21 protein-coding genes and 2 tRNA genes are annotated in these 20,883 nt (G+C 56.2%); 15 read left to right on the forward strand and 8 right to left on the reverse strand.

The annotated features are described in order from the left end of the window. Window positions 1-2 precede the first annotated feature (2 nt). Both C6A40_RS04735 and C6A40_RS04740 read left to right on the forward strand, forming a co-directional pair. On the forward strand, window positions 3-863 hold the full coding sequence (locus C6A40_RS04735; protein ID WP_045336062.1) for an efflux RND transporter periplasmic adaptor subunit: 861 nt from the start codon (window positions 3-5) through the stop codon (window positions 861-863). Continuing rightward, entirely contained in the window at window positions 863-2,896 is a 2,034-nt protein-coding gene (locus C6A40_RS04740; protein ID WP_023292628.1) for an FUSC family protein, read from the forward strand. Before C6A40_RS04735 ends, C6A40_RS04740 begins: the two co-directional genes overlap by 1 nt. On the opposite strand, the gene sodC is transcribed toward C6A40_RS04740, so the two are convergent. The 3 genes from sodC to C6A40_RS04755 all read right to left on the reverse strand — a co-directional run bounded on the left by sodC (window position 2,875) and on the right by C6A40_RS04755 (window position 4,658). Continuing rightward, a complete protein-coding gene (gene sodC / locus C6A40_RS04745; RefSeq protein ID WP_008500584.1) occupies window positions 2,875-3,393 on the reverse strand; it encodes a superoxide dismutase [Cu-Zn] SodC in 519 nt (172 codons plus the stop codon). The genes C6A40_RS04740 and sodC overlap by 22 nt on opposite strands. Window positions 3,394-3,473: 80 nt before the next feature. Beyond that, on the reverse strand, window positions 3,474-4,370 hold the full coding sequence (locus C6A40_RS04750; protein ID WP_021241132.1) for an aldo/keto reductase: 897 nt from the start codon (window positions 4,368-4,370) through the stop codon (window positions 3,474-3,476). A 48-nt stretch (window positions 4,371-4,418) separates the two neighbouring features. After that, a complete protein-coding gene (locus C6A40_RS04755) occupies window positions 4,419-4,658 on the reverse strand; it encodes a DUF1289 domain-containing protein (protein WP_008500587.1) in 240 nt (79 codons plus the stop codon). Between the two features lie 149 nt (window positions 4,659-4,807). Here C6A40_RS04755 and eptA point away from each other — a divergent pair, with 149 nt between their 5' ends. The 5 genes from eptA (at window position 4,808) to rnt (ending at window position 9,489) form a co-directional block, all read left to right on the forward strand. Beyond that, complete coding sequence (gene eptA / locus C6A40_RS04760; protein ID WP_032674626.1) at window positions 4,808-6,433, forward strand: phosphoethanolamine transferase EptA; 1,626 nt, start codon at window positions 4,808-4,810, stop codon at window positions 6,431-6,433. Between the two features lie 41 nt (window positions 6,434-6,474). Further along, window positions 6,475-7,074, forward strand: a complete 600-nt coding sequence (locus tag C6A40_RS04765) for a TetR/AcrR family transcriptional regulator (protein WP_032651603.1) — start codon at window positions 6,475-6,477, stop codon at window positions 7,072-7,074. Window positions 7,075-7,128: 54 nt separating this feature from the next. Next, window positions 7,129-8,226 carry an alkene reductase gene (gene nemA / locus C6A40_RS04770; protein ID WP_021241129.1) on the forward strand — a complete coding sequence of 366 codons (1,098 nt, stop codon included), beginning with the start codon at window positions 7,129-7,131 and terminating at the stop codon, window positions 8,224-8,226. Window positions 8,227-8,326: 100 nt separating this feature from the next. Then, entirely contained in the window at window positions 8,327-8,734 is a 408-nt protein-coding gene (gene gloA / locus C6A40_RS04775; protein ID WP_008500591.1) for a lactoylglutathione lyase, read from the forward strand. A gap of 95 nt (window positions 8,735-8,829) precedes the next feature. Next, on the forward strand, window positions 8,830-9,489 hold the full coding sequence (gene rnt / locus C6A40_RS04780) for a ribonuclease T (RefSeq protein WP_008500592.1): 660 nt from the start codon (window positions 8,830-8,832) through the stop codon (window positions 9,487-9,489). A 75-nt stretch (window positions 9,490-9,564) separates the two neighbouring features. Here the strand turns inward: rnt and grxD are convergent, their stop codons facing one another. After that, window positions 9,565-9,912 carry a monothiol glutaredoxin 4 gene (grxD, locus tag C6A40_RS04785; protein ID WP_003832760.1) on the reverse strand — a complete coding sequence of 116 codons (348 nt, stop codon included), beginning with the start codon at window positions 9,910-9,912 and terminating at the stop codon, window positions 9,565-9,567. 338 nt (window positions 9,913-10,250) lie between these two features. Here grxD and C6A40_RS04790 point away from each other — a divergent pair, with 338 nt between their 5' ends. Together C6A40_RS04790 and sodB are read left to right on the forward strand one after the other, a co-directional pair. After that, on the forward strand, window positions 10,251-11,024 hold the full coding sequence (locus C6A40_RS04790; protein WP_045336066.1) for a C40 family peptidase: 774 nt from the start codon (window positions 10,251-10,253) through the stop codon (window positions 11,022-11,024). Between the two features lie 122 nt (window positions 11,025-11,146). After that, window positions 11,147-11,728, forward strand: coding sequence for a superoxide dismutase [Fe] (gene sodB, locus C6A40_RS04795; protein ID WP_045336068.1), 582 nt, complete (start codon window positions 11,147-11,149; stop codon window positions 11,726-11,728). Window positions 11,729-11,766: 38 nt separating this feature from the next. Here the strand turns inward: sodB and C6A40_RS04800 are convergent, their stop codons facing one another. After that, window positions 11,767-12,933, reverse strand: coding sequence for an MFS transporter (locus tag C6A40_RS04800; RefSeq protein WP_045336070.1), 1,167 nt, complete (start codon window positions 12,931-12,933; stop codon window positions 11,767-11,769). A gap of 163 nt (window positions 12,934-13,096) precedes the next feature. After that, the gene (gene cydH / locus C6A40_RS04805; RefSeq protein ID WP_008500596.1) at window positions 13,097-13,186 is read right to left on the reverse strand and encodes a cytochrome bd-I oxidase subunit CydH; all 90 of its coding nucleotides are present in this window, start codon (window positions 13,184-13,186) and stop codon (window positions 13,097-13,099) included. Window positions 13,187-13,483: 297 nt separating this feature from the next. Here cydH and purR point away from each other — a divergent pair, with 297 nt between their 5' ends. Then, window positions 13,484-14,509, forward strand: coding sequence for an HTH-type transcriptional repressor PurR (gene purR, locus C6A40_RS04815; protein WP_014883552.1), 1,026 nt, complete (start codon window positions 13,484-13,486; stop codon window positions 14,507-14,509). A gap of 17 nt (window positions 14,510-14,526) precedes the next feature. Here the strand turns inward: purR and punR are convergent, their stop codons facing one another. Next, window positions 14,527-15,438 (reverse strand): DNA-binding transcriptional activator PunR, encoded by a 912-nt coding sequence (punR, locus tag C6A40_RS04820; RefSeq protein WP_008500598.1) that lies wholly within the window; start codon window positions 15,436-15,438, stop codon window positions 14,527-14,529. A 114-nt stretch (window positions 15,439-15,552) separates the two neighbouring features. On the opposite strand from punR, the gene punC reads away from it, so the two are divergent. Further along, window positions 15,553-16,752 (forward strand): purine nucleoside transporter PunC, encoded by a 1,200-nt coding sequence (punC, locus tag C6A40_RS04825; protein WP_045336072.1) that lies wholly within the window; start codon window positions 15,553-15,555, stop codon window positions 16,750-16,752. A gap of 298 nt (window positions 16,753-17,050) precedes the next feature. Next, entirely contained in the window at window positions 17,051-18,199 is a 1,149-nt protein-coding gene (cfa, locus tag C6A40_RS04830) for a cyclopropane fatty acyl phospholipid synthase (RefSeq protein WP_008500601.1), read from the forward strand. 31 nt (window positions 18,200-18,230) lie between these two features. Here the strand turns inward: cfa and C6A40_RS04835 are convergent, their stop codons facing one another. Continuing rightward, window positions 18,231-18,872, reverse strand: a complete 642-nt coding sequence (locus tag C6A40_RS04835) for a riboflavin synthase (RefSeq protein ID WP_008500602.1) — start codon at window positions 18,870-18,872, stop codon at window positions 18,231-18,233. 225 nt (window positions 18,873-19,097) lie between these two features. On the opposite strand from C6A40_RS04835, the gene mdtK reads away from it, so the two are divergent. From mdtK to C6A40_RS04850, 3 genes are all read left to right on the forward strand, one after another. Further along, complete coding sequence (gene mdtK, locus C6A40_RS04840) at window positions 19,098-20,471, forward strand: MdtK family multidrug efflux MATE transporter (protein WP_021241123.1); 1,374 nt, start codon at window positions 19,098-19,100, stop codon at window positions 20,469-20,471. A gap of 153 nt (window positions 20,472-20,624) precedes the next feature. Beyond that, window positions 20,625-20,701, forward strand: a tRNA-Val gene (locus C6A40_RS04845). A gap of 4 nt (window positions 20,702-20,705) precedes the next feature. Beyond that, window positions 20,706-20,782: transfer RNA gene (locus C6A40_RS04850), tRNA-Val, on the forward strand. Window positions 20,783-20,883 lie beyond the last annotated feature (101 nt).

Below are 20,883 nucleotides of genomic sequence, written 5' to 3' on the forward strand. Positions count from 1 at the left end.
CTATGCCCCTGAAAACGCTGAAGTACTTTTCCACCCTGTTTGTTCTGGTCCTTGCGCTGGTTGCCGGATGGTGGCTATGGAATTATTACATGCAGTCACCCTGGACGCGTGACGGTAAGATTCGCGCTGAGCAGGTCAGCATTACCCCGCAGGTATCGGGAAGCATTACGTCGCTGCTGGTTAAGGATAACCAGTACGTTAAAAAGGGAGAGGTTTTATTCCGAATCGACGACACGCCGTACCATATCGCGATTCTGAATGCCCAGGCGCAGCTGGCAAAAGCCCAGTCTGATCTGGCAAAGGCCAACAACGAGGCCAACCGCCGCCGTCACCTGTCGCAAAACTACATCTCCGCGGAAGATTTAGACACCGCCAACCTCAACGTTAAGGCGATGCAGGCGAGCGTCAACGTGGCTGAGGCGACGCTGAAGCAGGCGCAGTGGGAGCTGACCCAAACCGTGATTACCGCCCCTGTCGATGGATGGGTGACCAACCTTTCCGCCCGCGTGGGTAACTATGCCACCACGGGACAGCCCGTTTTTGCCCTGGTCGACAGCCACTCCTTCTACGTAGTGGGCTACTTCGAAGAGACCAAGCTTCGGCATATTCGCGAGGGATCGCCAGCAGCGATTACGCTGTACAGCGGCCCGCAAAGGTTACAGGGTCACGTATCCAGCATTGGTCGCGCCATTTACGACCAAAGCGTTGAAACAGATTCTGGCCTGGTGCCGGATATCAAGCCGAACGTCCCCTGGGTGCGTCTCGCTCAACGCGTGCCTGTTCGCGTGGAGTTTGACCATTTACCGCAGGGCATCACGCTGGTATCCGGCACCACCTGCACTGTCTCCATCGGAACCCCTTAATGAAGCTGCAGGCGCTCTCCTGGCAAAACTCGCCGTGGATGAAAGCGACGCGTCCTCAGTGGCGCTACGCGCTGCGTAACGGCATTGCCATGTGTCTGGCGCTGACCGTCGCCTATTACCTGAACCTGGATGAGCCGTACTGGGCGATGACCTCTGCCGCAGTGGTGAGTTTTCCCACCGTTGGTGGGGTGATCAGTAAAAGCCTTGGGCGTATCGCCGGCAGCCTGCTGGGTGCCACGGCGGCGTTAATTATCGCCGGCCACACTCTGAACGACCCATGGCTGTTCCTGCTGAGCATGGCGGCATGGCTGGGATGCTGTACCTGGGCCTGCGCCCATTTCACCAACAACGTCGCCTACGCTTTCCAGCTGGCGGGCTATACCGCCGCCATTATTGCCTTCCCGGTGGTGAATGTGCTCGATACCACCGAGCTGTGGGATATTGCACAGGCGCGCGTCTGCGAAGTGATTGTCGGGATCCTCTGCGGCGGATTTATGATGATGATCCTCCCCAGCACTTCCGACGGCACCGCACTCATCACCGCCCTTAAAACCATGCACACCCGGCTGCTTGAACACGCGAGCCTGCTGTGGCAACCGGATACCAGCGATGAGATCCGTCTCGCCCATGAAAAGGTGATAGGACAGATCCTGACAATGAATCTGCTGCGTATTCAGGCGTTCTGGAGCCACTACCGCTTTCGCCGTCAGAACACCCTGCTTAACTATTTGCTGCACCAGCAGCTGCGCATGACCAGCGCCATCTCCAGCCTGCGCCGGATGCTGCTCAACTGGCCAACGCCGCCGGAAAACACGCGCGCGGTGATTGAAACGCTGCTCGCGACCCTTGCGCGCCCGGATGCAGACATCTACACGGTCGCGCGAATAATCGCCCCGCTCGCCCCGGTGGATGAATATGATTATCGCCATCGCGCCTTCTGGCAGCGGTTGAATTACTTTTGCCGCCTCTACCTGCGCAGCAGCCGCTGGATTAACGCGGTAGAGAACGCCACCCCGGTTACGGAGTTCAACGTTCCCGGGAGCCCGGCTCTCGCCCGCCATACTGACTACCTGGAGGCGCTGTGGAGCGGTTTTCGCACCTTTTGCGCGCTGATGCTGGTGGGCGCGTGGAGTATCACCACGCAGTGGGAGTCCGGTACGGCGGCCCTGACGCTCGCCGCCATCAGCTGCGTGCTTTACTCCGTCGCGGCCTCGCCGTTTAACTCGCTGACGCTCCTGCTGCGCACCCTGGTGCTGCTGTCGCTGTTCAGTTTTGTGGTGAAGTTTGGCCTGATGGTGCAGATAAGCGATCTCTGGCAGTTCCTGCTGTTCCTCTTTCCGCTGTTGACCACCATGCAGCTACTCAAGCTGCAGATGCCGAAGCTGGCGGGACTGTGGGGACAGCTGATTGTCTTTATGGGCTCGTTTATCTCCGTGACGAATCCACCGGTGTACGATTACGCCGATTTTCTCAATGACAACCTCGCAAAGATCCTCGGCGTGGGGCTGGCGTGGCTGGCCTTCGCGGTGCTGCGTCCCGGCTCCGATGCCCGCAAAAGCCGCAGGCATATCCGGGAGTTACGCCGGGGGTTTGTCGATCAGCTCAGCCGCAAACCGCATCTTCGTGAGAGTGAATATGAATCGCTGGTTTATCATCACGTCAGCCAGCTCAATAACAGCCAGGACGCGCTTTCCCGGCGCTGGCTGCTGCGCTGGGGCGTGGTGCTGCTGAACTGCTCGCACGTGGTCTGGCAGCTTCGCGGGTGGGAAACGCGTTCCGACCCGCTGTCGCAGGTGCGTGACGTTTGCATCTCCCTGCTGCGCGATGTCATGAGCGAACGCGGGGTCCAGCAGCGGCCGCTGGAAGCCACGCTGAATGAACTGCAGCGGATCTGCGATACGCTTGCACGACATCATCTCCCCGCCGCCCGCGATTTGGCCTCGATAATCTGGCGGCTACACTGCTCGCTGTCGCAGCTGGAACAGGCACCACCGCCGGGTACGATTGGGGATCAGATCACGCCGCAGGCATAACGCGCCCCGCCGCCGCCAAGCGGTTTAGGCTGATCGGACATATTGTCGCCGCCGACGTGGATCATCAGCGCTTTGCCTTTCACCTCATCCAGCTTTTTCAGACGCGGCGCGACAACGGGATCGGTGGCTTTACCGTCGTTATTGACCACCAGCACGGGCAGATCGCCCAGATGTCCCATGCCTTCCGGGCCCTCATGCTTGCCGGAGTGCTGCGGGTCAAGGTGACCGCCTGCCGCTTCCGCAGCCGACGGTTTCCCCTCTTTTAACGCGGGCTGGCAGCTTCCTTTGGCGTGAACATGAAAACCATGCTCACCGGGCGGGAGTGCTTTAAGATTCGGGGCGAATTCCAGTCCTTTATCGGTTTCCGTGATTTTCACCGTACCGATGGACTGACCCACACCCTGAGAGGTGACGAGATTCATTTCCACTTCGTCGCTGGCTGCCTGCGCCCCTGCGCAAACAACCAGCGCGACCATTGCCAGAGCAAAACGCTTCATATGACCTCCGCTGGTTATTTTTTGCCCCTTAAGTGTATACCAGGGGCAAAGATTTCACCGGAAAGTCATCTTCTGGCGGTTTATGGCACGTCGTAACCCAGCGCAGCCTTGCGGATGCGGAACCACTGCTGGCGGGTCATCTGCAGCTCTTCAGCGGCCAGTGCAGAACGCACGCGTTCAATTTTGCCAGAACCAATAATCGGCAGCGGTTTTGACGGCAGACGCAGGATCCAGGCGTAAACCACCTGTTCGATGCTCTCCGCGTTCAGCTCGCGGGCGATGGTGTCCAGCTCGTTACGCAGCGGCTGGAATTCATCATCATTGAACAGGCGTCCGCCTCCCAGGCATGACCAGGCCATCGGGCGAATGCGCAGCTGCTGCAGCTGGTCGAGCGTACCGTCCAGCAGCAGCGGCTGGTGTACCGGGGAGATCTCCACCTGGTTGGTGGCCAGGGTAAACGGCAGACGAGACTGAAGCAGTGCAAACTGCGCCGGGGTAAAGTTGGAAACGCCAAAGTGACGCACTTTGCCGCTCTGATGCAGGTTCAGGAAGGCTTCTGCCACCTCATCGGCATCCATGAGCGGGTCCGGACGATGGATTAACAGCAGGTCGATACGGTCGGTCGCCAGATTGACCAGCGACTGCTCAGCGCTCTTGATGATATGCGCGCTGTCGGTGATGTAATGCCCAAGGGCGTGTTCCGGTTTTGCCGTGGTGGCAATCCCGCACTTCGTGACGATCTCCATGCGGTCGCGGAGTGCCGGAACCAGCTTGAGCGCCTCGCCGAATGCGGCTTCACACTGATAGCCACCGTAAATATCCGCATGGTCGACCGTGGTAACGCCCAGATCGATATGCTCTTCAATAAAGCTCGCCAGCTGGAGGGGGGACATATTCCAGTCCATCAGGCGCCAGTAGCCCATCACAAAACGGGAGAATTCTGGCCCCTGGGGGGCAAGGGTAATTCGCTGAACCATAACATTTTCCTCAAGGACGTGATGTCATGAGTATACGCAATTACCGTGTTAAAAAAGTGAAGGTTGCTGGGGTTCTTCGGTCTCACCGGCTTTGTTTGCGCGTATTTTGCGCAGAAGACGCTGACGGCAGAGGCGTAACACCTCCTGCTTTTGCGTGTCGCTAAAGTTTTGCCAGTTAAAACGCTCGTCGCGGGTACGCATGCACCCGCGGCAATATCCGCGTTCATCCACCTGACAAATCCCCCGGCACGGGCTCTGGATGGGGAAAAACTCCAGCTGCTCTGCCACACTCACCTCCGGATAACCACTCTCACCTACAGTGAAGACGCTAAACGCGCCACGTGCAAGGCCCATACCACAGATTTGTGGCATTAAGGTTTCACTAATCTTCCTTCTTTATACTCGGCCCATCATGACAATGACAGGTTTACCGATCGATGTGGTTAATCAAAAAGTTACAATGTAACGACATTAAATTTACTCTGGGCTGTGCACTCTTTTTTACGTTGATTAATGGGCTGTTTATCCAGCGCAGCTGGGCCATTATTGCCCCTGCGCACCTGCACGACATCCTCTTTGCCGCGTCCGTACCGCTGGTGCTGTTTTGCGGCTGGGTGATTGTCTTTAGCCTGCTGAATATCCCCTATATCCGTAAGCCGCTGCTGATCGTCTTAACGGTCGGATGCGCCGCGGCCACCTACTTTATGTACACCTACGGCGCGGTGATCGATCAGAATATGATTGTGAACGTGTTCGAAACCAACTCTCAGGAAGCGACAGCCCTGGTGACCCCGCAGATGATTCTGTGGATTGTTATCGCAGGCCTCGTTCCCTCCGTGGTGCTGGCGTTGACCCGCATTCGTACCGGGAAATGGTGGTATGCCCTGCTGACGCGCGTCGCCGCGATGCTCGGTGCCCTGCTGGTGATTATCCTGATTGCGGCGCTGTTTTATAAAGATTACGCGTCGCTGTTTCGCAACAACAAAAGCATCGTCAAAATGGTGACCCCGGCCAACTATGTCAGCGCCGTGGTGAAGTACAGCAAAATGCGCTGGTTTGCAGGCGATCAAACGCTGGTGCGCATTGGCGAAGATGCCCATAAAGGACCGTTGATTACCGGCCAGCAAAAGAAAACCGTTCTGGTGCTGGTCGTTGGGGAAGCCTCTCGCGCGGCGAACTACTCCCTGAATGGTTACAATCGTGAAACGAACCCGGAGCTGAAAAAGCAGGATGTGATTAACTTCCCGCAGGCCTCCTCTTGCGGCACCGAAACCGCCGTTTCCGTTCCGTGCATGTTCTCGGGCATGACGCGCAGCAAATACGATGCCGACCTGGCTCACCATCAGGAAGGTCTGCTCGATGTGCTGAAGCATGCGGGGATCAACCTGCTCTGGCGCGACAACGACGGCGGCTGTAAAGGCGCCTGCGATCGCGTGCCGCATACCGATATGACGCAGTGGAATCTGGATCAGTTCTGCAAAGACAAATCCTGTATTGATGATGTGAATTTCTACCGTCTGGACAACGTGCTGGATGGTCTGAAGCAGGACACGGTGCTGGTTATCCACCTGATGGGGAGCCACGGTCCGGCATACTATCGCCGTTACCCGGACAATTTCCGTAAATTTACCCCAACCTGCGACACCAATGAAATTCAGGATTGCGACCATCAGGCGCTGATGAATACCTATGACAACACCATCCTGTATACCGACAGCATGGTCAGCAAAACCATTGATGCGCTGAAAGCGCGCCAGGCAAGCATGAACACCGCCCTGATTTATCTCTCGGATCACGGTGAGTCACTGGGTGAAAGCGGCATTTATCTGCACGGTACGCCGTACATGCTGGCGCCGGAGCAGCAAACGCACATTCCGTTTATGTTCTGGCTGTCACCCGACTACGCGAAAAACTTTGGCATCAATGAACAGTGTTTACGCGACCACGCTGCAAAAAATGCGGTTTCCCAGGACAATTTGTTCTCGACCGTACTGGGTATGATGGACGTGAAATCAAACGTTTATCAACAGCAGCTGGATATTCTGAGCGCATGTCGGCAATAAACTCGCTTGCATTAGACCGAACGGTCTATTAGAGTGCGGCCATGAGCAGAAATACTGAACACGATACCCGCGATCATCTCCTGGCAACCGGCGAGCGTCTTTGCATGCATCGCGGGTTTACCGGTATGGGGTTGAGCGAGTTATTAAAAACCGCTGAGGTACCGAAGGGGTCGTTTTATCACTACTTCCGGTCCAAAGAAGCCTTTGGCGTGGCAATGCTGGAGCGTCATTACGCGGGCTACCACCAGCGTCTGGCGACCCATTTTGCGTCGGGTGAAGGAAACTATCGGGATCGTGTTCTGAACTACTATCAGGAAACGCTGAACCAGTTCTGTCAGCAGGGCATTATCAGCGGATGCCTGACGGTCAAGCTGTCTGCCGAGGTGTGCGATCTTTCCGAAGATATGCGCTCGGCGATGGATAAGGGTGCCCGCGGCGTGATCGCCCTGCTGGCCCAGGCGCTGGAAAAAGGCCGCGACGAAAAAACGCTGGCCTTTACCGGCGACCCCTTAATGCAGTCTCAGGTGCTCTATTCCCTGTGGTTAGGGGCCAATCTGCAGGCAAAAATTTCGCGCAGTGCCTTGCCGCTGGAAAGCGCGCTGGCACATGTGAAAAACAGCATTACTGCGCCTGGCGTATAACGGGCGCTTTTTATTTACTTTATTACTAGTCGACTGGTCTACTCAGGAGTCTTTATGTCAGCTGAAAAACTGTTTACCCCATTGAAAGTGGGTGCCGTCACGGCGCCAAACCGCGTGTTCATGGCTCCGCTGACCCGTCTGCGCAGTATTGAGCCGGGTGACATCCCCACTCCATTGATGGGCGAATACTACCGTCAACGCGCAAGCTCTGGCCTGATCATCACGGAAGCCACGCAGATCTCTGCTCAGGCGAAGGGTTACGCCGGTGCGCCGGGCCTCCATAGCCCGGAACAGATCGCGGCATGGCAGAAAATCACCGCGGGCGTTCACGCTGAAGAGGGTCGTATTGCGGTCCAGTTGTGGCATACCGGTCGTATCTCACACAGCAGCATCCAGCCTGGCGGTCAGGCACCGGTCTCCGCGTCGGCCCTGAGCGCCAATACCCGTACGTCCCTGCGCGATGAAAACGGCAATGCGATCCGCGTGGATACCTCTATGCCACGCGCGCTGGAGCTGGACGAAATCCCGGGGATTGTTAACGACTTCCGACAGGCCGTGGCCAACGCCCGTGAAGCCGGTTTTGATCTGATTGAGCTGCACTCCGCGCATGGCTATCTGCTGCACCAGTTCCTGTCACCGTCGTCAAACCATCGCACCGATCAGTACGGCGGCAGCGTCGAAAACCGCGCCCGTCTGGTGCTGGAAGTGGTGGATGCGGTATGCAAGGAGTGGAGCCCGGACCGTATCGGCATTCGCGTTTCCCCAATCGGGTCTTTCCAGAACGTCGACAACGGCCCGAACGAGGAAGCGGACGCGCTCTATCTGATTGACGAGCTGGCCAAGCGCGGTATTGCCTATCTGCACATGTCCGAGCCTGACTGGGCTGGCGGTAAGCCTTACACTGAAGCCTTCCGCCAGAAAGTGCGCGAGCGCTTCCACGGCGTGATCATCGGTGCAGGTGCTTATACGCCTGAGAAAGCCGAAGATCTGATCAATAAAGGGCTGATCGATGCCGTCGCGTTTGGCCGCGACTACATCGCCAACCCGGATCTGGTTGCTCGTCTGCAGAAAAAAGCGGCACTCAACCCGCAGCGTCCGGAAAGCTTCTACGGCGGCGGCGCGGAAGGCTACACCGACTACCCTTCTCTGTAATCTCGCCATTGTTCATTGATAGCGGCGACACTTCGCCGCTATACTAAAACATCGTTTCTGTTCAAAAAGCTTTTTTATTCCATTGGTTAATGAGGAAATTATGCGCCTACTTCACACCATGCTGCGCGTTGGCGACCTGCAACGTTCAATCGATTTCTACACTAACGTCCTGGGCATGAAGCTGCTGCGCACCAGCGAAAACCCGGAATACAAATACTCGCTGGCATTCGTGGGTTACGGCCCGGAAACGGATGAAGCGGTGATCGAGCTGACCTACAACTGGGGCGTTGACAGCTATGAGCTGGGCACGGCCTACGGCCATATCGCGCTGGAAGTGGACAACGCGGCCGACGCGTGCGAACGCATTCGCAAAAATGGCGGTAACGTTACGCGCGAAGCGGGCCCGGTAAAAGGCGGCACCACCGTGATTGCGTTTGTGGAAGATCCGGACGGTTACAAAATCGAGCTGATTGAAGCCAAAGACGCCGGTCGCGGTCTGGGCAACTGATCCCTCAGGGCGCAACGTGCGCCCGTAGTTTTACTGCATCACCCCGCAAAATTTGCCATAATGCGCTCTGCTTTTTCCCCATGTAAGAGACCCTGATGTCCGATAACGCTCAATTTAGCGGTCTGTGCGACCGTTTTCGTGGTTTTTATCCCGTTGTCATTGATGTAGAAACAGCCGGATTTAACGCTAAAACCGATGCGCTGCTCGAAATTGCCGCCATCACGCTGAAGATGGATGAACAGGGCTGGCTTACACCGGACACCACGCTGCATTTCCACGTTGAACCTTTCGAAGGGGCAAACTTACAGCCGGAAGCGCTGGCGTTTAACGGTATCGATCCGCATAACCCGCTGCGCGGTGCCGTCAGTGAATATGATGCGCTGCACGCCATTTTTAAAATGGTGCGCAAAGGCATGAAGGAGAGCAACTGCAGCCGCGCCATTATGGTGGCTCATAACGCCACCTTCGATCACAGCTTTACCATGGCCGCCGCCGAGCGGGCCGCGCTCAAGCGCAACCCCTTCCACCCGTTTGTGACCTTCGATACCGCCGCGCTGAGCGGCCTGGCGCTGGGACAAACGGTGTTATCAAAGGCCTGTATTACGGCTGGCATTCCGTTCGACGGCACGCAGGCGCACTCCGCGCTGTATGACACGGAGCGTACCGCAGAGCTGTTCTGTGAGATCGTCAACCGCTGGAAGCGTCTGGGCGGCTGGCCGCTGCCGATGGATGATGAGGCCGAGCGCCAATCGTAGGTCGGGTAAGCGCAGCGGCACCCGACAAAAAAAAAGCGACCACATAGCAGGTCGCTTTTTTATTTCCGCAGAAAGTTACTCTGCGTCCGGCTCTTCCGTTTTGTACTTCGCCGCGGTTTCTTTGATCAGCTGCTGCAGTTCGCCGCGCTGATACATTTCAATCAGGATATCGCAGCCGCCAACCAGTTCACCGTCAACCCACAGCTGTGGGAAGGTCGGCCAGTTCGCGTACTTAGGCAGCTCAGCGCGGATGTCCGGGTTCTGCAGGATATCAACGTAAGCAAAACGCTCACCACAGGCAGACAGCGCCTGAACCGCTTGCGCGGAGAAGCCGCAGCTTGGCAGCTTTGGAGAACCTTTCATATACAGCAGAATCGGGTTTTCAGCGATCTGGCGCTGGATTTTTTCAATAGTGGTGCTCATGTCTTGCTTCCTTTAACTTCTGTTACGGCATTCGTCTGACATTGTAGCGGTTCAGACTGGCATCGGAAAATAACATTTTTGTCACGTATAGACATTCTACTCCGAGTGATGAAAAGTTGCATTGCAAATGGTGTTTACCCCTGCGTCAGTCAGGGTTTTGCTTAGGGAATGGGCAAATGTACGACAGAACGATGAATTTTTTTGCACTTGCTAACGAAACAGGATTAGAGATTGAAAAATGGTATTAACTTTCTGGCTTTTTATGGATTAGAATCGACGGGCTTTGTAAATCACACGCGGGTATTATTGATGACCTGCATTTATCAGGGGACTGCCCAGTGGCGCGGATAAATAAAATCTCGATCACGCTCTGTGCTTTACTGTTTACTTCACTCACCTTCACGCCAGTGGCAAACGCCTCTCAGCAGGCGCGGCATTCTGCTGTACAAAAAAACCATCTGGTGAAAGCCACAGAACGTAAGAAAAAAACCACCGCTAAGAACGACAAGAAAAAGACAAACACACAGACTAAAAAAACTGCTTCCAGCAAGACGAAAACCACCTCTTCCCGCACAGCCCACACCGTCAAAAGTAAAGCTTCGCAAACCGCCGCTAACCTCGTGACTGAAAAATGCATCGCGCGTAAAGGCCATAAGGCGAAATGCACCAAGGTCACAAAAATAGCGGAAGTGCATAAAGTGCGCGTCCAGAAAGCGCAAAAAACCGCAATGAACAAGCTGATGGGGCAGATTGGCAAACCGTATCACTGGGGCGGGACTTCGCCACGTACCGGTTTTGACTGCAGCGGCCTCGTCTATTACGCCTATAAAGATCTGGTCAAGTTCCGCATTCCGCGCACCGCCAACGAGATGTACCACCTGCGCGATGCTTCCCCGGTCAACCGAGGAGAGCTGGAGAACGGCGATCTGGTCTTCTTCCGCACGCAGGGTCGCGGGACGGCTGACCACGTTGGCGTCTATGTCGGCAACGGAAAATTCATCCAGTCACCGCGTAGCGGCCAGGATATTCAGATCACCTCGCTCAGTGAAGACTACTGGGTGCGCCATTACGTCGGCGCGCGTCGCGTGATGACGCCGAAAACCATTCGCTAACCCCTGCCCTGCCACACCCGTGGCAGGGTAAGTTCCTCTTTTGCATACCCTTTCAATTTGCTATCCTGTCCTTGTTGTCTGTGTGGTTATTGACAACACAAAATACAATAAGGAGAGAAGCAATGTCGTTCGAATTACCTGCACTACCGTATGCAAAAGACGCCCTGGCCCCGCACATTTCTGCGGAAACCCTGGAATATCACTACGGCAAGCATCACCAGACGTACGTCACCAACCTCAACAACCTTATCAAGGGCACCGATTTTGAAGGCAAAACGCTGGAAGAGATCGTCCGCAGTTCTGAGGGTGGTGTATTCAACAACGCCGCTCAGGTGTGGAACCACACCTTCTACTGGCACTGCCTGGCGCCGAATGCCGGTGGCGAACCTGCCGGTGAACTGGCTACCGCCATCAACGCCGCCTTTGGCAGCTTCGCGGAATTCAAAGCGAAATTCACCGATGCCGCCATCAAGAACTTCGGTTCAGGCTGGACGTGGCTGGTCAAAGAGGCGGATGGCAAACTGGCTATCGTGTCTACCTCTAACGCAGGCACCCCGCTGACCACCAGCGCGAAGCCGCTGATGACCGTGGACGTATGGGAACACGCTTACTACATCGATTACCGTAACGCGCGCCCTAACTACCTGGAGCACTTCTGGGCACTGGTTAACTGGGACTTTGTGGCGAAGAACTTCACCGCGTAAGAGACACGCAGAAGGGTTCGCCCTTCTGCGTTTTTGGTTTATTCCGCAGCGCAGGCTGCTTCTGGCTGTTTACGACCCGACATCATCACCAGCAGCAGACCGAGCGCGGCAATAATCGCCCCCATCACCGGCACAAAACTGTACCCCAGCCCACCGGAAATCACGGCCCCACCGGCCGCCGCACCGAGCGCATTGCCCAGGTTGAAAGCACCAATATTGACCGAGGATGAGAGGCCCGGCGCTTCATGCGCGACACGCATCACGCGCATCTGCAGCGGTGGCACCACCGCGAACGTTGCAGCCCCCCAGACGACCATTGCGATCGCAGCACCAAACTCGTTGCGCGCCAGCCACGGAATGGCGATCATGATAACAATCAGCAGGGTTAAGAAGCCCTTCAGCGTTCCGCTCACGGAACGGTCGGCAAATTTCCCGCCGAGATAGTTGCCAATCGAGAAGCCCACGCCAATCAGCACCAGCATCGCGGTCACAAAGAGAGGCGTTGCGTGGGTGATGTCATGCAGCACAGGTGAAATATAGGTGTAGAGGGTAAACATCGCCCCTGCCCCCAGCACGGTGGTCAGCAGCGCAGAGAGCACCTGCGGGCGCATCAGCACCGCCAGCTCCTTACGCACTTCCGGACGTTCTCCGGCATTGCCCTTTGGCAGGGAGAAGAACAAGGCCACCATCGCGACCACGCCCAGTCCGGCCGTCGCCAGGAAGGACATCCGCCAGCCAATGACCTCGCCCAGCCAGGTTGCCGCAGGAACGCCGCCGATGTTAGCGATGGTCAGGCCCATAAACATGGTGGCTACGGCGCTGGCCTGCTTGTGTTTCGGCACCACGCTTGCCGCCACAACCGACCCCAGCCCAAAGAACGCGCCGTGGTTAAGGCTGGTCAGAATACGGGACAGCATCAACGTGGTGTAGTCCGGCGAAATGGCCGAAAGCACGTTGCCGAGGGTGAAAATCGCCATCAGGAAAATCAGCGCATTGCGGCGCGCGCGGTGTGAAAGAAGAAGCGTCATCAGCGGCGCCCCCACCATCACGCCAATGGCGTAGGCGCTGATTAACATGCCGGCCGCAGGGATCGAGACGTCCACGCCGCGGGCGATAACGGGCAGTAACCCCATCGGGGAAAATTCAGTGGTGCCAATCCCAAAAGCGCCAATCGCCAGGGCCAGCAGGGGAAAATTGATTTTCATGCGTCAACTCCGGATGCCGTGTCATGTGGTGACACAGAACAAAGAAGCGGAAAGCATGACATCAATCACAAAAAATGAGAAGTTAACAAAATGGCAAAAGATTTTTGCCTTAGGAGTAACAATCGGGGGGAGCGGGAGGGAGAAGTCTCTCCCTCCGCGTAAATCAGTGCAGCGCGGCCGTCAGACCCGCCGCGACAATCAGAGCCAGCACAACCACGGTGGTGAACAGCGAAAACTTCAGATCGGAACTCATCAATTTTTCTCCTTTTAATCCCCCCACGAAAAGTGAGCCTGCTCATTTTTGCATAATTTACGTCAAAAATCTTCCTGGATTTAGGCTGATAAACACTTTACCTCTTCCCCTTTTCATCAAGATAGGACAAAATTCCACGCTAAATTTATTAGCGTACCGGCCATTGACCCCCTCCTGACGTCCCGTGTCGTTTTCCCGGCGTGCCGCAATTCAAGATTGCGTGATAAGGGTGAGAGAAGGCAAACGTTTACCTTCAAGTTTTTCAGGAGTTTAGGATATGGTCTGGAGTGACATTTAATGGCAACAATTAAAGACGTAGCAAAACGCGCAAACGTTTCCACTACAACCGTATCACATGTAATTAACAAAACCCGCTTCGTGGCGGAAGAGACGCGCAACGCCGTCTGGGCAGCGATCAAAGAGCTGCACTATTCGCCAAGTGCGGTTGCGCGCAGCCTCAAGGTTAATCACACCAAATCCATTGGATTGCTGGCCACCAGCAGTGAAGCGGCCTATTTTGCCGAGATCATTGAAGCGGTAGAGAAGAACTGCTTCCAGAAAGGCTATACCCTGATTCTGGGCAACGCATGGAACAGCATAGAAAAACAGCGTGCCTACCTGTCGATGATGGCGCAGAAGCGCGTGGATGGCCTGCTGGTGATGTGTTCCGAGTACCCGGAATCCGTGCTGTCGATGCTCGAAGAGTATCGCCATATCCCCATGGTGGTCATGGACTGGGGTGAAGCGCGCGCGGACTTCACCGACTCCGTTATCGACAACGCCTTCGAAGGCGGTTACATGGCGGGTCGTTACCTGATCGAACGCGGTCACCGCGAGATTGGCGTGATCCCCGGTCCGCTGGAGCGTAACACCGGCGCGGGCCGTCTGGCCGGTTTTATGAAAGCGATGGAAGAAGCGCTCATCACCGTGCCGGAAAACTGGATCGTGCAGGGCGACTTTGAGCCGGAATCAGGCTACCGCGCGATGCAGCAGATCGTTTCCCAGCAGCACCGCCCGACCGCCGTTTTCTGCGGCGGTGACATCATGGCCATGGGCGCACTCTGCGCCGCCGATGAACTGGGTCTGCGTGTACCGCAGGATATTTCCGTGATCGGGTATGACAACGTGCGTAACGCGCGCTTCTTCACCCCGGCGCTGACAACCATTCACCAGCCAAAAGATTCGCTGGGCGAAACGGCCTTCAATATGCTGTTGGACAGGATCGTCAACAAGCGCGAAGAGTCGCAGTCCATTGAAGTTCACCCGCGCCTGATTGAACGCCGTTCCGTTGCGGACGGTCCGTTCCGCGACTACCGTCGTTAATCCCTTTACGGGGCCAGCTACGCTGGCTCCCGTAACCATTCCCGGTTTAGGGTTTCGCTGTCTCCCAGATAATCCAGCAGCCAGGCCATGGCGGGCGAGACATCATTTTGTTGCCAGGTCAGGCAGCAGGCCGCGTCCGGGAACGGATTCTCCAGCGTCAGTTCAACCCATTCTCCGGTATCGATGCGCGGACGCGCAAAATGAGCGGGCACCATCGCGACGCACAGCCCGGCGCTGAGGCACGTCGCCGATGATTCCCAGTCAGGAGCCACCACCCGCCGCTGGTTATCCAGAAGCCAGGTGATACGCTTGGGCAATGAACGCGACGTATCCTCCAGCACCAGAGACGGCCAGTTGCGCAGCGTATCGTCGCTCAGCGGACCTTCCATCGCTGCCAGAGGATGATCGCTGGCCACCACGCATTTCCAGCTCAGCATCCCCATGTCGCGAAAGGCGTAACGTCCCCCGACCGGGATCGCCTGCGTCGCGCCAATCGCCATCTCCGCCCTGCCGTCCGCCAGCGCATCCCAGACGCCGTTGAACACCTCCTGCGAGACCCGTAGCTCGACGTCAGAGAAATGACGATAGAAATCCACGATCATTTGTCGGGTGCGTTCCGGCTTCACGATGTTATCTACCGCGATGGCGAGATGCCCCCGCCAGCCGTTGGCGATCTGCTGACACTGTTCGCGGGTGATCTGCATTTTTTTGATAACAGAACGCCCTTCTTTCAAAAACCATGCTCCGGCGGGCGTTAATTCCACGTCGCGATGCCGCCGTTCAAACAGCGGAACCGCCAGCCACTCCTCAAGCTGACGCACCGTGTAGCTGATGGCCGAAGGGACGCGGTGCAACTCCTGCGCTGCACCGCTAAAGCTGCCGTTACGCGCAACAGCATCGACCACTTCAAGAGAATAATCTGACCACATTTTCTGCCTGCAAAAAATTTGAATGCACCCGCCAAATATTAGCGTTTCACAAGCCGCTTTGCACTCCCTACACTCTGCGCCAACGTACACCTGCCTCCTCAGGAGAATAAAAGAATGCAACCCAGGAAAGGATTTTTAGTCTGGCTCGGCGGCTTAAGCGTGCTGGGCTTTTTGGCCACCGACATGTACCTGCCCGCGTTTGCCGCGATGCAGGAAGACCTGCAAACCCCTGCCGCGGCCATCAGCGCCAGCCTGAGCCTGTTCCTTGCCGGTTTTGCTTTCGCGCAGCTGCTCTGGGGACCGCTCTCGGATCGCTTCGGCCGTAAACCGGTGCTGCTGCTGGGTCTGGCCATTTTTGCCGTGGGCTGCCTGGGGATGCTGTGGGTGCGCGATGCTACCTTGCTGCTGGTGCTGCGCTTCGTTCAGGCCGTGGGCGTCTGTGCTGCGGCGGTGACCTGGCAGGCGCTGGTGACCGACTACTACCCGGCTAACCGCACAAACCGTATTTTCGCCACCATTATGCCGCTGGTGGGCCTCTCCCCTGCCCTGGCTCCGCTGCTGGGCAGCTGGATCCTCGCGCACTTTGACTGGCAGGCCATTTTTGCCACGCTGTTTGCCATCACGCTGGTGCTGATGCTGCCGGCGTTTGCCCTTAAACCCGCGCATAAAAAAGAGGCGCATGCCGACGCGACGCCGATTACCTTCACCTCCCTGCTGAGCGCCAAGGCGTATCGCGGGAATGTCCTGATTTATGCCGCCTGTTCGGCCAGCTTCTTCGCGTGGCTCACCGGCTCGCCGTTTATTCTGCACGATATGGGCTACAGCCCGGCGGCCATCGGTCTGAGCTATGTTCCGCAGACCATCGCGTTCCTGGTGGGCGGGTACGGCTGCCGCGCGGCGCTGCAAAAATGGGAAGGTCAGCAGATGCTGCCATGGCTGCTGGTGCTCTATGCGCTGAGCGTCATCGGTACCTGGGCCGTCGGGTTTATTCCGGGCGCGGGCCTGGCTGAAATTTTGATTCCCTTCTGCGTGATGGCCGTGGCGAACGGGGCGATTTACCCGATCGTGGTGGCACAGGCGTTACGTCCGTTCCCGCAGGCGACAGGCCGCGCCGCCGCGCTGCAAAATACCCTGCAGCTGGGTCTGTGCTTCCTGGCAAGCCTGGTGGTCTCGGCGCTGATTGCGACGCCGCTTTTGACCACCACCAGCGTGATGCTGGTCACCGTTGCGCTGGCGGTATTGGGTTACCGCATGCAGGCGTCCGCGCAGCGTGAGCAGGATAGCGGTGCGCAGGTGGAAACCTCGCATGCCTGATTGCGCCAGAAATCATGTTACATTTCAGTGATTAGGTTGCTAACAATTTTCTATTGAATCACCAAATTTTGAGGCCTATACTAAATTTGGTTCGATTAAATACGATAAATATTAAGTGTTAACGGGAGCCGGAGTGCTCCCGTTTTACCATGGAAGGCATTTCGGCAAGGGTTATCTCCCTTCCTCTGTTCTACGTCGGATACTAGCCTCGCGGTATTTACCGTGAGATTTCTCACAAACCAAAAAAAGCGTCTACGCTGTTTGAAGGTTCTGATCACATCAGGGTGATGGAGAAGCTATGAGTTCATCGTGTATAGAAGAAGTCAGCGTTCCGGACGACAACTGGTCCCGGATCGTCAGTGAACTGTTAGGTCGAGCAGGCATCACTATCAACGGATCTTCGCCATCCGATCCCCAGGTTAAACATCCCGACTTTTTTAAACGCGTGTTGCGGGAAGGGTCGTTAGGCCTGGGAGAAAGTTATATGGACGGCTGGTGGGAATGTGAACGGCTGGATATCTTTTTTGCCAGCGTGTTGCGTGCCGGTCTGGAAAATCAACTCCCCCGCAATCTGAAAGACACCCTGCGTGTCGCCTCTGCCCGACTGTTTAACTTGCAAAGTAAAAAACGCGCCTGGATCGTCGGCAAAGAACATTACGATCTCGGCAACGACCTGTTCAGCCGCATGCTGGACCCTTTCATGCAATATTCCTGCGCCTACTGGAAAGACGCGTCGACGCTTGAGGAAGCACAGCAGGCCAAGCTGCGCCTGATCAGCGAGAAGCTGCAGCTACAGCCCGGCATGCGCGTGCTGGATATCGGCTGCGGCTGGGGCGGGCTGGCGTATTTTATGGCGAAGCACTACGGCGTCAGCGTGGTCGGCGTGACGATCTCAGCGGAACAGCAAAAAATGGCGCGGGAGCGCTGTCAGGGTCTTGACGTGGATATCCGGCTGCAGGACTACCGTGACCTGAACGAGCAGTTCGACCGGATCGTTTCCGTCGGCATGTTCGAGCACGTGGGGCCAAAAAACTACGACACCTACTTTGAGGTGGTGGATCGTAATTTGAAACCGGACGGCCTCTTCCTGCTGCACACCATCGGCTCTAAGCGGACCGACAACAACGTTGACCCGTGGATCAATAAATATATCTTTCCGAATGGCTGTTTACCGTCCGTTCGCCAGATTGCCAATGCCAGTGAATCCCATTTCGTGATGGAAGACTGGCATAACTTTGGCGCGGACTACGACACCACCTTAATGGCATGGCATGAACGTTTCCAGAAAGCCTGGCCCGAGATTGCGGACAACTATTCAGAACGATTTAAACGGATGTTTAGCTATTATCTGAATGCCTGCGCGGGGGCGTTTCGCGCACGGGATATTCAGCTCTGGCAGGTGGTATTCAGCCGGGGGATTGAACACGGACTGCGTGTCGCACGCTAAAAAAATAACCCCGGATAGCCGGGGTTATTTTTTATTCTTCTTCTGCGGTCTTTATTATTGCGGCTTCTTTTGCTGCCAGCACGCGCTCCACCGTATCAACCACGGCCTGGGTTTGCGGATCGATTTCGATATTCACGCGATGCCCCAATTTTTTCGCGCCCAGCGTGGTGCGCTGCAGCGTTTCAGGAATTAAATGCACGCAAAAACGCGTTGGCGTCACTTCTCCCACCGTCAGGCTAATCCCGTCAATGCCAATAAATCCTTTATAGAGGATGTATTTCATTAATGACGGGTCCTGCATTTTAAACCAGATTTGACGGTTATTTTCCGAGGTCACGATTTTCGCCACTTCGGCAGTGGTCATGATGTGCCCGGACATCAAATGGCCGCCAATCTCATCGCTGAACTTCGCCGCGCGCTCAACGTTGACGGTATCGCCTACCACCAGCTCGCCCAGGTTAGTGATCCGCAGCGTCTCTTTCATTAAATCAAAGCTAATCTGGTTGCCGTTAATTTCGGTCACGGTCAGGCAGCAGCCGTTATGGGCAATCGAGGCACCGGTTTCGATGCCCTCAAGCATATATTCCGGCAGCTCAACAACATGAGTACGGAAATTAGGTTTTTCATCAATGGACACCACTTTGGCAGTGCCCTGCACAATACCAGTAAACATGCTTACAACTCCTGTTTTTTCCGAACGGTGATGACACCGTTTAATCCCTCCACAATAACAGTTGGAAAAACAGGTTGCCAGCGGAGCGCATTTTCTGGCGATTTTTTCACTAGATAAATAGCTAAAGCCCGCTACAATAGCTGGCACCCCCCTGCATTTTCTTCTTGCTGCCCGTTTCGGCGGCTTTTTTAGTCTCTCATATAACTACAAAATAAAGGTGTTCACGTGCAGAAGTACATGAATGAAGCGCGCCAGTTATTGGCACTGGCTATACCCGTGATCGTCGCGCAGGTGGCCCAGACCGCAATGGGATTTGTGGATACGGTAATGGCAGGTGGCTACAGCGCCACCGACATGGCGGCCGTTGCTATCGGCACGTCAATCTGGCTTCCGGCCATCCTGTTCGGCCACGGTCTGCTGCTCGCGCTCACGCCTGTTATCGCTCAGCTCAATGGCTCGGGGCGCCGCGAGCGCATTGCCCATCAGGTCCGCCAGGGTTTCTGGCTGGCCGGGTTTGTCTCTGTGCTGATCATGGTCGTGCTCTGGAACGCGGGCCATATCATTCGCGCTATGCATAACATTGACCCGGCCCTGGCGGACAAAGCCGTGGGCTATCTGCGCGCCCTGCTCTGGGGGGCGCCTGGATATCTCTTCTTCCAGGTGGCGCGTAACCAGTGTGAAGGTCTGGCGAAAACCAAGCCCGGCATGGTGATGGGCTTTATCGGGTTGCTGGTCAACATTCCCGTTAACTATGTTTTTATTTACGGTCATTTCGGGATGCCGGAGCTGGGCGGTGTCGGCTGCGGCGTGGCGACGGCCGCCGTTTACTGGGTCATGTTCTTCTCAATGCTTACCTTCGTGAAGCGCGCCCGCTCCATGCGCGATATTCGTAACGAGAACAGATTCAGCACGCCGGACTGGAACATCATGACGCGCCTGGTGCAGTTAGGGTTGCCGATTGCCCTTGCGCTGTTCTTTGAGGTGACCCTGTTTGCCGTGGTCGCCCTGCTGGTCTCCCCGCTGGGCATTGTGAACGTCGCCGGGCACCAGATTGCGCTCAACTTCAGCTCCCTGATGTTTGTCCTGCCGATGTCGCTGGCCGCAGCAGTGACGATTCGCGTGGGCTTCCGCCTGGGGCAAGGCTCGACGCTCGATGCGCAAACCGCCGCGCGCACCGGACTGGGCGTCGGCGTCTGCATGGCCATTTGCACGGCGCTTTTTACCGTGGCGCTGCGCGAGCAGATTGCCTTGCTCTACAACGACAATCCGGAAGTCGTCGCGCTGGCCTCGCACCTGATGCTGCTGGCCGCGATTTACCAGATTTCGGACTCCATCCAGGTGATTGGCAGCGGGGTGCTGCGCGGCTATAAAGACACGCGTTCCATTTTCTTTATCACCTTCATCGCCTACTGGGTGCTGGGTCTGCCGTGTGGGTATATTCTGGCCCTGACCGACCTGGTGGTTGACCGCATGGGACCGGCGGGGTTCTGGATGGGCTTTATCATCGGCCTGACGTCGGCGGCAATTATGATGATGTTGCGCATGCGCTTCCTGCAGCGCCAGCCATCAACGATCATTTTGCAACGCGCTGCACGTTAAATACGCAGTAGCCGCCCCCCGGCGGCTACTTTCTCTTCACTTTGCGCGGTAATACAGCAATCGCGTGAAATCAGAGAGAAAATTGCATTTTCCCTCTTGCCACCTCGGTGCTGTGCCGCTAATATTCGTCCCCGTTGTCACCGACAACACGTTGCGTTCATAGCTCAGTTGGTTAGAGCACCACCTTGACATGGTGGGGGTCGTTGGTTCGAGTCCAATTGAACGCACCATTCTGCGTCCGTAGCTCAGTTGGTTAGAGCACCACCTTGACATGGTGGGGGTCGGTGGTTCGAGTCCACTCGGACGCACCATTTCAGTCCTGAAATGGTGCAAATTCTCCTCAGTTACCCTGAATTTTCTTAATCCCTTATTTTCATCATTATTCTCCTGCTACGCTTTTCCTATGGAAAGA

The sequence above is a fragment of the Enterobacter sp. GER_MD16_1505_Eko_090 genome (assembly GCF_003331015.1).
GTDB lineage: Bacteria > Pseudomonadota > Gammaproteobacteria > Enterobacterales > Enterobacteriaceae > Enterobacter > Enterobacter roggenkampii.

Excerpts from the sequence above, each read along its gene's own strand:
- C6A40_RS04735 (WP_045336062.1), top strand. The coding sequence starts at position 3 with ATGCCCCTGAAAACGCTGAAGTACTTTTCCACCCTGTTTGTTCTGGTC.
- C6A40_RS04740 (WP_023292628.1), top strand. The coding sequence starts at position 863 with ATGAAGCTGCAGGCGCTCTCCTGGCAAAACTCGCCGTGGATGAAAGCG.
- sodC (WP_008500584.1), bottom strand. The coding sequence starts at position 3,393 with ATGAAGCGTTTTGCTCTGGCAATGGTCGCGCTGGTTGTTTGCGCAGGG.
- C6A40_RS04750 (WP_021241132.1), bottom strand. The coding sequence starts at position 4,370 with ATGGTTCAGCGAATTACCCTTGCCCCCCAGGGGCCAGAATTCTCCCGT.
- eptA (WP_032674626.1), top strand. The coding sequence starts at position 4,808 with ATGTGGTTAATCAAAAAGTTACAATGTAACGACATTAAATTTACTCTG.
- C6A40_RS04765 (WP_032651603.1), top strand. The coding sequence starts at position 6,475 with ATGAGCAGAAATACTGAACACGATACCCGCGATCATCTCCTGGCAACC.
- nemA (WP_021241129.1), top strand. The coding sequence starts at position 7,129 with ATGTCAGCTGAAAAACTGTTTACCCCATTGAAAGTGGGTGCCGTCACG.
- gloA (WP_008500591.1), top strand. The coding sequence starts at position 8,327 with ATGCGCCTACTTCACACCATGCTGCGCGTTGGCGACCTGCAACGTTCA.
- rnt (WP_008500592.1), top strand. The coding sequence starts at position 8,830 with ATGTCCGATAACGCTCAATTTAGCGGTCTGTGCGACCGTTTTCGTGGT.
- grxD (WP_003832760.1), bottom strand. The coding sequence starts at position 9,912 with ATGAGCACCACTATTGAAAAAATCCAGCGCCAGATCGCTGAAAACCCG.
- sodB (WP_045336068.1), top strand. The coding sequence starts at position 11,147 with ATGTCGTTCGAATTACCTGCACTACCGTATGCAAAAGACGCCCTGGCC.
- C6A40_RS04800 (WP_045336070.1), bottom strand. The coding sequence starts at position 12,933 with ATGAAAATCAATTTTCCCCTGCTGGCCCTGGCGATTGGCGCTTTTGGG.
- cydH (WP_008500596.1), bottom strand. The coding sequence starts at position 13,186 with ATGAGTTCCGATCTGAAGTTTTCGCTGTTCACCACCGTGGTTGTGCTG.
- purR (WP_014883552.1), top strand. The coding sequence starts at position 13,484 with ATGGCAACAATTAAAGACGTAGCAAAACGCGCAAACGTTTCCACTACA.
- punR (WP_008500598.1), bottom strand. The coding sequence starts at position 15,438 with ATGTGGTCAGATTATTCTCTTGAAGTGGTCGATGCTGTTGCGCGTAAC.
- punC (WP_045336072.1), top strand. The coding sequence starts at position 15,553 with ATGCAACCCAGGAAAGGATTTTTAGTCTGGCTCGGCGGCTTAAGCGTG.
- cfa (WP_008500601.1), top strand. The coding sequence starts at position 17,051 with ATGAGTTCATCGTGTATAGAAGAAGTCAGCGTTCCGGACGACAACTGG.
- C6A40_RS04835 (WP_008500602.1), bottom strand. The coding sequence starts at position 18,872 with ATGTTTACTGGTATTGTGCAGGGCACTGCCAAAGTGGTGTCCATTGAT.